Source organism: Halorubrum luteum (assembly GCF_054652935.1).
The window spans coordinates 28,505-42,770 of record NZ_BAAIGT010000003.1 but is presented as its reverse complement, the minus strand read 5'-3'; the positions used below and the strand labels follow the sequence as shown (position 1 = coordinate 42,770).

Annotated in this window: 13 protein-coding genes and 2 pseudogenes; 8 read left to right on the top strand and 7 right to left on the bottom strand. The window is 59.1% G+C overall.

Translation table 11 applies throughout. The annotated features are described in order from the left end of the window. Positions 1-100: 100 nt before the first annotated feature. The 6 genes and pseudogenes from ACYQ0R_RS15885 to ACYQ0R_RS15860 form a co-directional block, all read left to right on the top strand. Entirely contained in the window at positions 101-1,105 is a 1,005-nt protein-coding gene (locus ACYQ0R_RS15885; RefSeq protein ID WP_459825885.1) for an LLM class flavin-dependent oxidoreductase, read from the top strand. A 99-nt stretch (positions 1,106-1,204) separates the two neighbouring features. Further along, complete coding sequence (locus ACYQ0R_RS15880) at positions 1,205-2,524, top strand: ArgE/DapE family deacylase (RefSeq protein WP_459825883.1); 1,320 nt, start codon at positions 1,205-1,207, stop codon at positions 2,522-2,524. A gap of 44 nt (positions 2,525-2,568) precedes the next feature. Next, complete coding sequence (locus tag ACYQ0R_RS15875; RefSeq protein ID WP_459825881.1) at positions 2,569-4,005, top strand: amidase; 1,437 nt, start codon at positions 2,569-2,571, stop codon at positions 4,003-4,005. A 67-nt stretch (positions 4,006-4,072) separates the two neighbouring features. Continuing rightward, positions 4,073-4,567: pseudogene (locus ACYQ0R_RS15870) on the top strand (transposase); the annotation flags it as partial. Positions 4,568-4,639: 72 nt separating this feature from the next. Continuing rightward, positions 4,640-6,094 (top strand): IS66 family transposase, encoded by a 1,455-nt coding sequence (tnpC, locus tag ACYQ0R_RS15865; RefSeq protein ID WP_459820641.1) that lies wholly within the window; start codon positions 4,640-4,642, stop codon positions 6,092-6,094. A gap of 52 nt (positions 6,095-6,146) precedes the next feature. Beyond that, a pseudogene (locus ACYQ0R_RS15860) lies at positions 6,147-6,640 on the top strand (IS1595 family transposase); the annotation flags it as partial. Between the two features lie 38 nt (positions 6,641-6,678). On the opposite strand, the gene ACYQ0R_RS15855 reads toward ACYQ0R_RS15860, so the two are convergent. Next, positions 6,679-7,542 (bottom strand): ABC transporter permease subunit, encoded by an 864-nt coding sequence (locus ACYQ0R_RS15855; protein WP_459825879.1) that lies wholly within the window; start codon positions 7,540-7,542, stop codon positions 6,679-6,681. Next, positions 7,539-8,459, bottom strand: a complete 921-nt coding sequence (locus ACYQ0R_RS15850; RefSeq protein ID WP_459825877.1) for an ABC transporter ATP-binding protein — start codon at positions 8,457-8,459, stop codon at positions 7,539-7,541. Before ACYQ0R_RS15850 ends, ACYQ0R_RS15855 begins: the two co-directional genes overlap by 4 nt. A 304-nt stretch (positions 8,460-8,763) precedes the next feature. Between ACYQ0R_RS15850 and ACYQ0R_RS15845 the strand changes: the two genes are divergently transcribed. Further along, complete coding sequence (locus ACYQ0R_RS15845) at positions 8,764-9,153, top strand: hypothetical protein (protein ID WP_459825875.1); 390 nt, start codon at positions 8,764-8,766, stop codon at positions 9,151-9,153. Continuing rightward, positions 9,150-10,037, top strand: a complete 888-nt coding sequence (locus ACYQ0R_RS15840; protein WP_459825873.1) for an SDR family NAD(P)-dependent oxidoreductase — start codon at positions 9,150-9,152, stop codon at positions 10,035-10,037. The genes ACYQ0R_RS15845 and ACYQ0R_RS15840 overlap by 4 nt, the downstream gene beginning before the upstream one ends. Positions 10,038-10,165: 128 nt before the next feature. On the opposite strand, the gene ACYQ0R_RS15835 is transcribed toward ACYQ0R_RS15840, so the two are convergent. From ACYQ0R_RS15835 to ACYQ0R_RS15815, 5 genes are all read right to left on the bottom strand, one after another. Beyond that, a complete protein-coding gene (locus tag ACYQ0R_RS15835; protein WP_459825871.1) occupies positions 10,166-11,404 on the bottom strand; it encodes a phage integrase SAM-like domain-containing protein in 1,239 nt (412 codons plus the stop codon). Beyond that, positions 11,401-11,859, bottom strand: a complete 459-nt coding sequence (locus ACYQ0R_RS15830) for a hypothetical protein (protein ID WP_209486854.1) — start codon at positions 11,857-11,859, stop codon at positions 11,401-11,403. Before ACYQ0R_RS15830 ends, ACYQ0R_RS15835 begins: the two co-directional genes overlap by 4 nt. 3 nt (positions 11,860-11,862) lie before the next feature. Further along, positions 11,863-12,444: a DUF7342 family protein gene (locus ACYQ0R_RS15825; protein ID WP_459825869.1), complete on the bottom strand. Its 582-nt coding sequence runs from the start codon at positions 12,442-12,444 to the stop codon at positions 11,863-11,865. A 427-nt stretch (positions 12,445-12,871) separates the two neighbouring features. After that, positions 12,872-13,357 carry a DUF7970 domain-containing protein gene (locus tag ACYQ0R_RS15820; RefSeq protein ID WP_121513335.1) on the bottom strand — a complete coding sequence of 162 codons (486 nt, stop codon included), beginning with the start codon at positions 13,355-13,357 and terminating at the stop codon, positions 12,872-12,874. Beyond that, the gene (locus tag ACYQ0R_RS15815) at positions 13,350-14,222 is read right to left on the bottom strand and encodes a ParA family protein (protein WP_459825866.1); all 873 of its coding nucleotides are present in this window, start codon (positions 14,220-14,222) and stop codon (positions 13,350-13,352) included. The genes ACYQ0R_RS15820 and ACYQ0R_RS15815 overlap by 8 nt, the downstream gene beginning before the upstream one ends. Positions 14,223-14,266 lie beyond the last annotated feature (44 nt).

Below are 14,266 nucleotides of genomic sequence, written 5' to 3'. Positions count from 1 at the left end.
AGTCAAAGTCTTTTCGCCACCGGCGACCCGGGAGCCGTGCTAGTCATAGCGGAGCAGCACGGAATCTTTAATTGGGTTCGAAAGAATCACCTGATAGCTAATGAATTACGACATCGGTTTATTCACCTGTCAGACGCCGAACGACAGCCAGCCTCACTCGAAACGGTACAACGAGATGCTCGAGCTCGGATCACACGCGGAGGCGTGCGGATTCGACAAAGCGTGGATCAGTGAACACCACTTCGTTGACGACGGGTATCTCCCCTCGGTATTGTCCTTTTGTGCTGCACTCGGCGCCCGAACGAAGGAGCTCACGATCGGTACCGGCATCGCGCTCGCTCCTTTCTACAACCCGATCCGGTTCGCGGAGGACGCGGCGACAATCGATCTCGTCACCGACGGACGGTTCGAGGCCGGCTTCGCGATCGGTTGGACCGATGAGGAGTTCGACGTGTTCGACGTCCCGAAGGCCCGTCGCGTCCCGTACACCGAAGAGCTGATCGAGATCGTCGAGCACGCCTGGACAGACGGCACCTTCTCCTACCACGGGTCCGTCTACGAGTACGATGAGGTTGACGTCAACCCGAAACCCGAAAGCGACATCCCGATCTGGCTCGGCGGGACTGTCGATGCCGCCGTCGAGCGAGCTGCTCGTCTGGGCGACGGCTACTTCGCCACGCCAACACCTCTCGACGAACTCGTCCGTCGCCGCGATCTCGCGATAGAGACACGCCGCGATCACGGCATCGAGGAGGACGAGCCGTTCGAAATCGCGGAGTGGCGCTACGCGTTCGTCTCCGAAGATGGGGACGCCTGGGAGCGCGCGAAGCAGGGTGCGTGGTACATCAAACGACAGTACATCGAATGGGCCACGGGAGAGCCGCAGCCAGAAGAACTTCCGGAGTCGATGGCTGGGGACCTCCGCGAGGAGTGTCTGATGGGAACGCCGGAGGAAGTCGCAGAGATGCTCCGCCGCCGCCGTGACGCATTCGGAGACGACTACCGCGCCGTCGCTCGGATGACACTGCCCGGCGTTTCCGCAGATGCGATTCGGGAGTCGATGCGCCTCTTTGGCGAGGAAGTCGTCCCGCTCGTTGAGGCGTAACCGAGCTGAACTGCTGACGGGTGGTTGTATTTTTTCCAGACGACCGAAATACCGCCCGTCTTAGGAAACTATAAACTGTGACTCCGAATACCACCTATCATGGCCTCGGAACGGACACAGCAAGCCGTGCGAGAACACATCGACGAAAAGCGAGAGGATCTGGTCGCATTTCTCTCGGAACTTGTCTCCGCAAAATCGCTCCCTGGGAAAGAACAGCCCGCACAGCGACTCATGATAGAGCGATTCGAGTCCCTTGGCCTCGACGTCGATACGTGGGAACCGGATGCCGAGTCGCTTCGATCTCATCCGGCGTTCTTCGAAACGACTCCGTACCAAGAGCACGGGTACGAGGACCGACACAACGTCGCGGCCACGAAAGAAGGGGGCGGTGACGGCCCGTCGATCACGTTCAGCGGTCACGTCGACGTTGTCCCGCCGGATCCCCTTTCTGACTGGGAACACGAACCGTGGGATGCCCACGAGGAGGACGGGCGCCTTTACGGGCGCGGCACGTTCGATATGAAAGGGGGGATTGCTGCCTTCGTCATCGCGTTCGAAGCGCTACAGGAGCTCGGGATCGAACTTGCTGGCGACGTCACCCTCCAGACGACGCTTGAGGAGGAAGCCGGCGGCATCGGAGGTGTACTCTCTGCACTCGAGCGCGGCTATCGGCCGGACGCGGCGGTCATCCCGGAACCTTCGGCGGTACCGACTGTGGGCGTCGCGAGTGCCGGCGTGATGTACTTCCGGGTTCGCGTTCCCGGGCGTGCAGCCCATACCGCGCACAAGTTCCTCGGGGTCGATGCGGTCGGACAAGCATTCAAGCTCTACCGTGCCCTCGAAGCGCTCCACGAACGTCGAAACGAACTGATCGAGGATTACCAGCCAGCGATCAATCAGTACGCCGAGGCCGAGGGAAGCACGACGAACCTAAGTCTGACGGATATCTACGTCCCCGGCTCCTGGACCTCAACGGTTCCCGGTGAAGCGATAATGGAGTTTCGTATCGGCTGGCCGCCGAGCGCGAACCAATCCCGCGAAGACGTAAAAAAGGAGGTGGAAGAAACGATCCACGATGTCGCCGAAGCCGACGAGTGGCTCGCGCAGAACCCACCCGAGATCGAGTGGTTCGGCTGGAGTACCGATCCTCACGAGGTCGACTTCGACAGCGAGTTCTTCCAACTTGTCTGTGAGGAAGTCGAGATGGTGACTGGAGAGAGCGTCTCCTATCGTGGAGGTCTCGGCGGCAACGACGAGCGCTTCTACAACCGCTACTATAATATTCCTTGTCCGAGTGTCGGCCCTCGTGGCGGAAATGGTCACAGTTCTGATGAGTACGTTGAGATCGACTCGCTTGTGGAAACTGCTCATATTCACGCGATGCTCATGCTTGACTGGTGCGGTACCGTCAGCGACTAGCTCGATCCTGCCCGTTTATAATGGACGACTGTGTGGTGTCCAGCATGGTAGAATCCTTGGTCGACCTCACTGCAGCCGGGATCACACGCCGCGTACGTGACGGCGAGCTGTCGGCAACAACGGTCACCGAACACCACCTCGAACGCATCCGAGATCGAAACGATCGGACGAACGCGTTCGTCACCATCACCGACGATCTCGCCCGGGAGATGGCCGCCGAAGCAGACGAAGCGTCCGAAAACGGTGAACCACTCGGTCCGCTCCACGGCGTCCCGGTCGCTATCAAAGACCTCGATAACGTCGCCGGCATACGGACGACATCGGGATCGCTGTTGTTCGAAGATCGAATCGCGGAGCGGGATGATCCCTTCGTCAAACGGCTTCGAGACGCCGGTGCGATCATCGTCGGAAAAACAAACACCCCCGAGTTCGGACTCGGAACGACGACGGACAACCGTGTCGCGGGGTCGACCGGGACGCCGTTTGACCCGAATCGGGTATCGGGCGGCTCCTCCGGTGGCGCCGCAGCGGCCCTCGGCGACTCCCTCGTGCCGATCGCACAAGGCTCCGACGCAGGTGGTTCCATTCGGGTCCCGGCGGCGTTCTGCGGCGTATACGGCCTCAAGCCGACCTTCGGGTTGATCCCCAAGTTTGACAGACCGAACGCATTCGCGTGTCATACCCCCTTCTCGCATCTGGGACCGATGGCAAGAACCGTCGAGGACGCAGCAATCATGCTTGACGTAATGGCCGGACCACACCCTCGCGATCCGTTCTCGATTCCGGCCACGGCGGACTACACGGCCGCGATTGACCGGCCGATCGACGACCTCTCGATCGCGTACAGTCCCGATATGGGACTCTACCCGATTGAGCCGGCAGTTAGGGAGGTTCTGGACGACTCCGTTTCCGCCTTCGAATCCGCCGGAGCAACGGTCGAAACGGTAGACCTCAACAGCGACCTCACTCAAAAGGAAGTCATGGACGCTTACTACACGTTCGCGACGGTCAGGTGGCAGTCGCTGTTCGACAACCTCGAAGAGGCCGGCTTCGATCCGTGGGGTGAGGACCGGTCACAGCTGCGACCATATTTGATCGACCTGATCATGGATGCCGAGGAGCCTTCGACTCGCGAGTACAAGCGAGCGGATACGGTCCGGACCCAACTCCTTGACTACATCCAGGATATCTTCGAATCGCACGACCTCTTCGTTACCGCGACGACGGCGGTCCCGCCGTTTCCTCACGGTGAAGCGCCCGAGTCGGTCGATGGCGTCGGGATCGAGCAGCTTCGCGGCTGGCTGTTGACCCAGCCGTACAACCTCACTGGCCAGCCAGCGGCGTCGATCCCGGCTGGTTTCGTCGACGGACTCCCCGTCGGGATGCAGATTGCAGGACAACGCCACGCCGACGCCGACGTCCTCGCGGCGAGTGCGGCATTTGAACGCACCCGACCCTGGGCCGATTCTTACCCACAATAGCGAATAGAGGACTTCGGCTCTGTTGAAATCCTTAGTGAGTTACAGGTTCAGCCGGTAGTTTGAGCAGATGCAGTCCCTCCCAAAGTCTCGGTTGCTTCGGTTTGTCGAGGAAGCATTTCAGTTAGCGCAACGTGCCGTAGCTCGATACTCCTCGAAGTTCTCGAAGCAACGGTACACGCTCCATCAGCACATCGTTCTCCTGTGTCTCAAGGTTCGGAAGAATACGACCTATCGTACACTCCTCGACGAACTCATCGAGATGCCCCGTATTCGGAACGCGATCAATCTCACTGAACTGCCTGCCCCATCAACACTGTGCAAAGCGTTCGATAGACTCGATATGGCCGTCTGGCGAGTGCTGCTCAATCTCTCTGTTTCACTGCTCCCGACCAACGGCGTTGCGGGGATTGATGCTTCGGGATTCGACCGCAGTCACGCCTCAAAACACTACACGAAACGAGCCAAACTCACGATTCAGCAACTCAAGGTAACACTGCTAGTCGATTCCAAAGTGAACGCAGTCCTTGATTTACACGTGACGACGACACGAAAACACGATAGTAGTTGGATAGCAGTTCCATGTCGAGACGATTTCGTAGCAGTCTCATAGATCGTTCACTACTGCTGAATTACTGTGTCGCTGGGGAGTCGCGGATCAACGGAATCGACAGATTCCGTGATCCGCACCGACGACAGTTCGCTACTCCGCCAGCAGCTCGTAGTCAAGAAGCTTGAGAACCGGCTGCTGCGACGCCAGATTACTGCACAACAACAGAAGATCGAACAGCTTGAGGCTCGCCTCAAGCAGTACGAAAATCCAAACACACCACCCAGTAGACAGGGTGGTGCGGCTAATTCACCAGGCGATGACGACCAAACCGAGGACGAAGACCAAGAACCTGATGAAGACGACGCTGGCGGCGACTCTGACGCCGCCAGCGACTCATCGCCTGGACGCAGCGAAGGTCACGAGGGAACAACTCGAACAGCACCTGAACCAGAAGAGACGATCCTCGTTGATCAGGGATTCTGTCCAGACTGTGAGCAAATCCTCTCTAGCCCTGATAGCTACGTTTCACGGACTATTATTGACGTACCGCTTCCTGTTCCAACCACTGTTACCGAGTACAAGCTCGGCAAACACCACTGTTCTTGTGGTAACGAGGTTGTTGCTGAGCATCCTGACTGTCCCGAAAAGGGGCGGTTTGGGCCAAATATCATGGCCCAAACCGCTCTCGGTCGGTTCCATCAACGACTGCCGAACCGGAAACAGGCCGAGCTGTTTGACTGGGACTTCGACCTTCCGATCTCTCACCGGACGATCTACAACTTGACTAAGCGGGTCGCAGCCGGTCTGCGACCCGCTTACGAGGATGTCAAAGAGAAGATTCGGGAGAGTGAGGTCGTCTACTGCGATGAAACAGGCTTTCCGGTCGATGGAGAACAACACTGGGCGTGGACGTTCGTCACTGATGACGAAGTGCTGTTTTGGGTTGATGAAAGCCGAGGAAGTGGAGTCTTAGAAGACGTCCTCGGCGAGGAATTCGCCGAGGACTCGACGCTCAGTTGTGACGGCTGGTCGGCGTATTCGAGTTATCACACGAAACTGCAGCGGTGCTGGGCGCACCTGTTGCGGGAGGCTGAGTACGTCGCTGAACGGTACGAGGAAGCAGAGCGGCTGTCTGAAGAGTTGCACGCACTCCACGACGATCTAACGACGTTCGTCGAAGGAGATCCGTCCGCTTCCGCCCGCGAGCAGAAGCGGGCGGAAGCATCCTTACACCTGGAGGGCCTGGTGAGGGAAGGTTACGAGGCCCAAGAGGTTCAGCAGCTGATCAAGAAGATCAGCAATGGCTTGGGTCACTGGCTGACGTTCGTGACCGAACGGGGTGTTGATTCAACGAATAATCGCGCAGAGCGGGCTCTGCGCGAGCAAGTAGTCCTTCGGAAGATGTTTCGGACCCTGCGTTCGGCAGAAGGGGTCCAGATTCACGAGACAATAACAACGATGTTGGCGACGTGGAAACGACGAGGACTTGATCCACCTGAACAGCTCCAGTCAATTCTGGGTGGGAGAGAACTTCGGTAAGGACGAGAGGCATCACTGTGCGGTGTATCTTTGTCTTGCTATCCAACTACCCGACGAGATCTACGTGACTGCTGGTGAGAAAGGACGTGAAGACGAGGATTCGAGTCCGCGCGAGCGCGGACTCAAAAAAAGGGACGTGGAGACTTCGAGGGAGACAAACCACCAGTGCTGACACTCGTCCGTCGGAGCGACGGACGAGTTCGATTTCTCGTCTGCAAGGATTTGGAAGACGCTGACGAAGACATCGCGGAGTACGGCGACGGTAGTGTCATTCTCTGTACGGATGGCTATTCGATCTACGAGGACATTGAGGAGAAGGAGGGGGTGGACGGCCATCTGGCCGTCACCCACTCCGACACCTACGTCATCGGCGACGCCCACACAAACACCTGCGAGAACCGCCACAGCTTCCTTCGCCAGTGGCTGGCGAAGTTCAGAGGCGTCTCGAAACATCACCTTCAGAAGTATCTCAACTTCCTTGCACTGAAACTCAACTCACGTGAAAATTGGTTCGAGAAACTGTTATGTTACAATGTATCGGGATGAGCGAGAATTTCAAGAGAGCCATAAATGACAACCGAAGGTCAGAAGTCCGCGGATTCGAACCGTGTGTAGCCGATGAGGAACGCAACGAGCGTCCAGAGCGCGAGTACGACAATCCCGATTTCGGGGGTGGTGTAGAAGGGTTCCACCTCGGCGGGCGACATGGCGGCACCCCCCTGTCCACTCGCTCCTACACTCCCAGCAAGATCCGGCAGCAGCGTGACGACTGTCGAGAAGTACGACGACGACGGCGACACCTGCATCACAGGGAATATCCAGTCCGGCATCGACGTCGGCAGCGCGAACCCGTTGACCACGTACAGTATGGCTACCGGAACTACGTCCCAGAACAACTCGAAGACGACGAAGAACCCGAGTGCGAGCGTCGTCGCACGCGTCGTCGATCCCGTCATCGCGGAGAGCCCGACCATGATGCTCGCGTAGGCGACCGCGAATCCGAGGGTTGCTATCAGAAACAACACTATCGGAACGACGGCCACGGCACCGAGAAGCACAGCGCCGAAGCCGAGCCCGACGAGGAGTCCGACGCCGAGCCCGAACGCGAGAACCGCCGCTCGACCGACCGTCTTTCCGGCGTAGACGTGCAGACGAGTCGTGGGCAGCGACAACAGGAGTTTGATGCTGCCGAGTTCGCGCTCGCCGGCGAGCGATTTGTAACAGACCACGATGGCGGCCAGTGGCACGAACAGGCTCGTGAGTCCGACCGTAAAGAACACAAGTCCCCCGAACGTCGCGCCGCCCGGTTCGCCGAACAGCTGTGGCACCTCGACGTAGGCGTACGACGAGAGTACCGACAGCAGAACGAAAACACTCACGAGCGCCCACAGCGCGCGGGACTGGATCGCGTCCCGGAAATCCTTTTTCGCGACGACCGTCCACGTCATACCCGCACCTCCTGGTCGTCGTTCGTGTAGCGGACGAACAGGTCCTCGAGCGAGGACTCGACGACAGAGAAGTCCCGCACCGGCGTCACGCCCGCGTCGATCGCCTGCAATACGGCGAACTTGGTGGCGTCGGCGACGACGACCCGAAGCTGATCGTCCTGCATCGAGGCGTCGGCCACCGACTCCAGTCCCGCCACTCGGTCGACGACGGCCTCCGAGCCGTCGTCGACATCCACGTACAGGACCTCACCCGTCTCGGAGGCGTCACGGAGACCGTCGATAGTGTCGACCGCGACGAGCTCTCCACGGTTGATGATCGCCACGCGGTCACACACCGCCTCCACCTGCTCCATGATGTGGCTGGAGAAGAACACGGTCGTGCCGCGGTCGTTCTCCTCGCGGATCAGCTCGCGCATCTCCCGGGCGCCGTTCGGGTCGAGTCCAGTGGACGGCTCGTCAAGCACCAGAAGGTCGGGGTTCCCAGCGAGCGCCATTGCGAGGGCGAGTCGCTGTCGCATCCCTTTCGAGTAGCCCCCGGCCTTCCGGTCGGCGGCGTCGGCAATGTGCACCCGTTCGAGTAGTTCCATCGGGTCGTCCCCCACCTGCTTCAACTCCACGACGAACTCCAGATGTTGTCGCCCCGTGAGCCGGTCGTACACGTGGTAACCGTCCGGAAGTACGCCGGTACGCTGGCGAACCGCCCGACCCTCGGACTGGGCGTCGTATCCGAGCACCGTCACGGAGCCGCTCGTCGGCCGGATGAAGTCGAGGAGGATGTCGATCGTCGTCGACTTCCCCGCGCCGTTCGGCCCGAGGAACCCGAATATCTCCCCCTCCTGGATCTGCAGGTCGAGATCGTTCACCGCGACGACATCACCGTAGTGTTTCGTGAGACCGTCGATGTCGATAGCCGTCATCGCCGCCCGCAGTGCCCGAACGCGTCATCCAGGTAGTCGCCAGTGCGTACATCGGCGTCGATGCGTACAGAACTGTGCATAAAGACGAGTGACTCCGCGAACAGGGATAAGTCCACCTACGAGGTGACATATCCGGTCGCGTGGTCCCCTCACCCGTTTGTACGGCAAGTGACCGAGACGTGATCGAATCGGACTCAGTTCGTTGCTGTGAGCATCGATTCAAGTTGTATGAGCTACTGGAGACATCACGAGTTAACGGTCCCCGGCACCGAAGCTTAACCTGTTCTGGACCGAACGGTCGCGTATGATACGACCCCTTCTTGGCGTGCTTGGCCTCGTCACAGCGCTCGTTCCGGACCGAATCGTGGATCTCTTTGAGGCGATCGCGGTCAAAAATCCGGATGAGATTGCAGTCCATTCGTGGTTCAATCATCTAATTCGGGTGGAAGGAGTAGTGATCGTGCTTGCGGCTCTCCGTGACGGCCGCCTCTACGCGTGGCTGATGAATCTCACCGGACTCTTCGGAGCTGTCCTAGTACTTGTTCCCGACCTGTACGAGCGGATTGCGGGGCCGCTCGTATATGAGGACCCGGAATCAGTGGAGTGGCACGACCACCTCAGTGATGGAATTCGCGTAATCGGAGTTGTATACGTACTGCTCGCGCTTTTAAATCGACGGCGGACGGAGTCGTGACCGACGATCTCTCCGACCGGACGATCCTTCTTACCGGCGGCACGAGCGGGTTCGGACGTGTGACAGCAGTCGACCTCGCGAAACGAGGTGCGACGGTTGCAGTTGTCGGACGCGACGAGTCGAAGGGAGCTGCCCTCGTAGAGCGGTCGGGTGATTTTACTGGAACGATCGCGTTCCATCAGGCTGACCTCGCCTCCCAATCCGTCGTCCGATCCCTCGCGGAAAGCGTGAAACGCGAGTACGACCGGATCGACGTACTCGCCCACAACGCCGGACTCTCGGCCGGATCGCGACGCGAGAGCCCGGACGGAATCGAGCTGACACTCGCGGTGAATCACTTAACTCCGTACCTCCTGACGTTCGAGCTACTCGACTATCTCCGTGGCTCACCCGATCCGCGTGTCGTCGTCACCGCCTCGGACATCCATCGGCGGGCAACGCTCGATTTCGGCGATCTGCAGCTCACGGACCGGTACAACTCACTCGAAGCGTACGCACGTTCGAAACTGGCGAACATCGCGTTCACGGTTGAACTGGACGACCGACTTCCGGACGATTCTGCGGTCACAGTCAACTGCGTTCATCCGGGGTTCGTTCCGTCGACGGATCTGTTCCGGGAGGCATCACTCCGAACGCGGCTGCTGGTTCGGATCGCCGGGCTGGTGCCCGGTGTCGCCACCTCGGAGCAGGCGGCCGCCGACCGCCTCCAGAGGCTTCTGGTGGATCGCAGATACGGTTCAATAAGTGGCCACTACGTCGGCGGTGACGGCCCCACTGAGCCCGCCCCGGAAGCAACGGATCGAGCGGTTCGTCGCCGGCTCTGGCGGGTGAGCGCTGACCTAGTTGACATTACACCCGACTGGCCGACGCCGACCACCGACTAGAAACGGGCAGCATGGTACTCATCTGCCTCAGACGTATCCGTACCGCTCAAGATCCAATTCCTCAGCGACAACACCGAATGGCTCTGCGAAATCCATGCGATGAAAGCACCCGTCCGATTTCGATGAATCTAGCGCGAGAGGCTGTCGATTTCCTCAAGAGCCTCAGTCGCGACGTCACCGAGCTCACCCGCCTCAATATGTGAGTACCGTTCGCGAACCATCTCCTCAGAATTGTCGAGATATCGGGCTGCAACGGTGTATCCAAAGGCCCGGACGAGAACCTCACCCATCCCGCGGCGACCACCGTGGGGAGCGAGATAATCGTGTTTCGGATGGTCGATGTCGATCTCCGCGGCCTCTGAGAGTCGCTGGAGAATCGACCGTGCGCCGTCCGTCGTGATCGACGGCGGTCGAATATCCGCATCAAGCGCCAGCAGCAGATCGCGAGCGTACTCCGAACGGCGTTCAGCGATTGCTTCTGGGCGTTCCCCTCGTTCGGCTAGCTCTTCTTGGACAAACTCTGCGAGCGTCCGTTGGTCGAACGTCGGAAACACCGGCCACCGTTCTGTGGGCGGGTCCATTAGCTGGCGGTAGCTCCGCAGGGGCGAGATCACCGGGTCGGGGAGACTCGCGGCGTCCCACTGCTGTTTCTTCCGGTAGACGTCCATACTCCCGTCGTCGAGGGAGAGGTCCTCCCAGCGAACACCGCGCCGGCGCGGGTCGTTTGGATCTCGGAGGAGTTCGCCAACGCGGACGGCGGTGTACGCGAGAACGAACACGAGCGCCCGGTCACGAGCCTCCTTCAGCGCGCCGTAGCGTGCTCGCTGCTTGTCGAGGGAGTCAGTATCCTCCGGGAGTGTCGTGTATGCCTCGACGGCGTCTCGGGCCTGTTCGCCGACGTGCCGGGTGAGGGCGTGGCGCTGGTCGGACGTCCAGGCCTGTTGGTCGCCGGGCTTGCGGCCGTCGTCCTCCGGCAACGGCGCCATCGCACTCGCTCGCTGCGCGTAATGCGCTTCGAGATATCCCTCGTTGACGCACCAGCCACACCACGCAGAGATATAGCGGTAATAGGTTTGTACCGTGTTCTGTTTGAGGCCACGGTCACCAGCGAGATGCCGGGCGTACTCGCGGAAGACACGCTCCTCAAGGTCCTCGAAGGTGGGGTCGCGGTCGACGTCGTCGGGGACGATCCCGGTCCAGTCGTCGTCGCCGCGGTCGCCGGCAACCCATTCGGCGAACCGCTCGAGCTCGCGGGCAGCGTTGCGTCGGTAGTTCCCACCATCGCCACCGCGGCCTTTCCCCTTATCCTGGAGGTAGCGCTCGAAGGAATTCGTGAGTGACTGATCGGCGCGTTCTCGGGGTGTCATGGTTCCTCGTTCGCGTACTGGTAGGTCGGACGGACGTCCTCGAGGAGCTCTTCGACGATTTCCCAGAGAACCAGGGAAGGGGTCTCGTGTTCGAATGTAATCCCCCAGCGGTCCTCCGTATCGGCGACTGAGTACTGGAAATGCGCCCGTCCGAGATCGGGATGGTCCTCATCCTGGTGCCAACCGGCGTGAAAGCCCGTGTTCGGGTCGGTGTAGTTGATACGGAACCAATCGCGAGGGTCCTGCCGATACCACTTGACGGTCAATTCCGGCGAATCAGGGCCTGTCGGGGGATCCAGACGGGCCGGATCGAAAATCGCCCGCAGCTGCTTGGCCTCGATATCGTCAGGAACGTACTCGACGGCCGTGATCTGGGGAACACGGTCGAGGACGTCTCGCTTCAGCTGGGCGTAGAGGTTCGCGTTCGGATCACCACCTGGATGCGGGACCGACATTCGTTAGCTACTGGCCTCAGCGGGCTCTGTCGTCGGAGCGAGGAAGTCCCATTCGCGGATGGCGAAGCCAACGATCTGGATACGCCGCTGAAGGTGCTCCCACTCGCCGGCAATCTTACGGCGATGGTCTTCCTCCTCAGCGTCAAGAGACTCGTCAGCGAGCGTCCCGCGAAGCTGGTTCGGTGACTCGACCTCGAATTCATTCTCCCAGTCGCGAATCTGCGTCTTCATATCGGCGAGACGGTCCGTGAGTTCCTCGACAGTGTGCCCGCTGTCTCGAAGGCGCATTGCTTCCTGCATCGCTTGGCGGCGATAATCAGGGTAGTACGTCGTGTGAGTACCGCTTTCGTCACGGTGGAGGATGCCGTCGTCGACGAGTCGATCGAGGACGCGCTTAGTAGGTTTGTGTGACCAGCCCGCTTCAGAAGCGATCCAGTTGGCCGTCTGTGGCTCCGACAGCTGTCGAGCAACCATCCGTACGCGGTCTTCACCCGTGGTCTGGCGTTCCATCAGGCCCGCGGAGTTCGATTCATCTTCGGTCATACAATATCGTTCGGGCTTTGTCTTAATATAGGTTGAGGTCATTAGTTCTATATAGAATTGATTTCTTCGCCATCGCCCCGATCTCAGCTGAGGGTAGTCAGAGCAAACTCGGAACCCGGACTTGGCGGCTCTACCCCGGGGGAAGCGCCGTTGTGAGGCGGTTGCAGCATTCGTGCTTCACCGACGGCGTCGGGGTACTTCAATTTGGTCGTGATTACCGGCGTAATCAGGACCATCGAGTTCAGAAATATCATAACCATTTTTCCGATGATAGAAGGGTTCTATCCCCTGAAATTCGGATTTGGCCAACGGTATAAATCATATACCGCTATACTAAAACCGCGACCGCCGTTCGGACCCGGTTCTGAGAATAATCGCGGGACTGCAAGCAGATAGCTTGCTACACAATCTGCATAATGTACAATGCGCACGAAATTTGAATGGTGAGGAAAATCAGCCAAATCCAATGTTAGTCGTTCGTAGCTTGCTCGCTCAGCATCTCAACAACTTCCTGAACACGTTCCTCATCGGCTTCGATACCACGCTCCCGGAGGATCTGGAGGGCAACCTCATCACCGTGGTCCGCAATTACCCGGAGACACGCATCTTGAAACTCTCTTCCCTCAAACTCGGGAACATCAAACATAGAACACGCAGCAGTTACCGATGATCGCATCCGGGTGACGCCATCCCACGTGTCCTCCCGGACATAGAAGCCGTGCATATCGGTCTCATCAAAGGAGAAGGCCGGTCCACCGGTAGATTCGTCCACATCCTCCTCATCCTGCTCAGGAATGGACTCAGTCTCCGACTCTGTGTCCTCAGTAGTTATCTCTTCATCCGGTTGCGGTTCATCCTGGGCGTCAGTACGTTCGTCGTCATCCGATTCGGCTCCTTCCTCCGTTTGTTTGAGCTGTTCAGCGACGTCCCCGAAACGGTCGTCCTCATTAGGCATGGCTGTGTTCCTCCACGAGGTCCGCTAAGTGATCGAAATTCGGGATCTGGTCGCAATCTTCGTCGAACTCCGAGACCGGCATTCCTTGCTTGAACGCGCGAGAAATCGCGGTCCGTTCGCGAATCCCTGGCTTCGGAATACTATCGATGGTGCGTTCCGAATCATCGAGGGCATCGAAGATCTCCGGGTCCACACGAGCGTACTCGGGGACGAATGAACCGAACTCCCGGTTGAGATTTTCAACGAGAGTCCGATGCTCGTTGCGTTGTCCCATTGTTTCGCGAATCATATTCGGAGTGACTGCGAGGATATCCAACCCGATATTCTGCCGGATTGGGGAAATCTGGCGTTCAATCATCTTATTGAGGCCGTTGATCGAGCCAGCACGCGGGATTAGCGGGATTATGACGCGCTGGACGGCGATGAGGGCGTTGTCGGAGAGTTTCCCACGGCCGCCTGCGGCATCAATTATCACGTAGTCGTATCCGTTTTGAATGAGCGGATCGACAACGTTCCGTCGAAGCTTCACGTCTGCGAACCGTTCGTCCTTCAGCCTCGTCTCGACGTTCTCGAGCTCGTTACTCGACGGGAGTAGGTGAACGCCGAAGTCCGTCTCGATAAGCAGGTCTTCAGGGTCCCCACCATCGATAAGGGCGTCACCGAGGTTCGCATCTCGGTCGTACGCATCGTCGTATCCCAACTGGGTCGTCATATGCCCGTCCTTATCCAGATCCAATAGTACCGTCTCATGGCCACGAGCAGCGAGTCGATCAGCGATGTTGAGCGCGATCGTGGATTTCCCTACCCCTCCCTTGAGCAACGAGACAGCTGCTCCGGGGAGCCCTTCAAACTCGTCAGCACTCATAGCTCAGCACCCCCGTAAGCAGCGGATTTTGTACATTTTGTAGG

Bases quoted from the DNA above. Each gene is read 5' to 3' on its own strand.
- ACYQ0R_RS15885 (WP_459825885.1), top strand. From the start codon at position 101: ATGAATTACGACATCGGTTTATTCACCTGTCAGACGCCGAACGACAGC.
- ACYQ0R_RS15880 (WP_459825883.1), top strand. From the start codon at position 1,205: ATGGCCTCGGAACGGACACAGCAAGCCGTGCGAGAACACATCGACGAA.
- ACYQ0R_RS15875 (WP_459825881.1), top strand. From the start codon at position 2,569: ATGGTAGAATCCTTGGTCGACCTCACTGCAGCCGGGATCACACGCCGC.
- ACYQ0R_RS15855 (WP_459825879.1), bottom strand. From the start codon at position 7,542: ATGACGTGGACGGTCGTCGCGAAAAAGGATTTCCGGGACGCGATCCAG.
- ACYQ0R_RS15850 (WP_459825877.1), bottom strand. From the start codon at position 8,459: ATGACGGCTATCGACATCGACGGTCTCACGAAACACTACGGTGATGTC.
- ACYQ0R_RS15845 (WP_459825875.1), top strand. From the start codon at position 8,764: ATGATACGACCCCTTCTTGGCGTGCTTGGCCTCGTCACAGCGCTCGTT.
- ACYQ0R_RS15835 (WP_459825871.1), bottom strand. From the start codon at position 11,404: ATGACACCCCGAGAACGCGCCGATCAGTCACTCACGAATTCCTTCGAG.
- ACYQ0R_RS15830 (WP_209486854.1), bottom strand. From the start codon at position 11,859: ATGTCGGTCCCGCATCCAGGTGGTGATCCGAACGCGAACCTCTACGCC.
- ACYQ0R_RS15825 (WP_459825869.1), bottom strand. From the start codon at position 12,444: ATGACCTCAACCTATATTAAGACAAAGCCCGAACGATATTGTATGACC.
- ACYQ0R_RS15820 (WP_121513335.1), bottom strand. From the start codon at position 13,357: ATGCCTAATGAGGACGACCGTTTCGGGGACGTCGCTGAACAGCTCAAA.
- ACYQ0R_RS15815 (WP_459825866.1), bottom strand. From the start codon at position 14,222: ATGAGTGCTGACGAGTTTGAAGGGCTCCCCGGAGCAGCTGTCTCGTTG.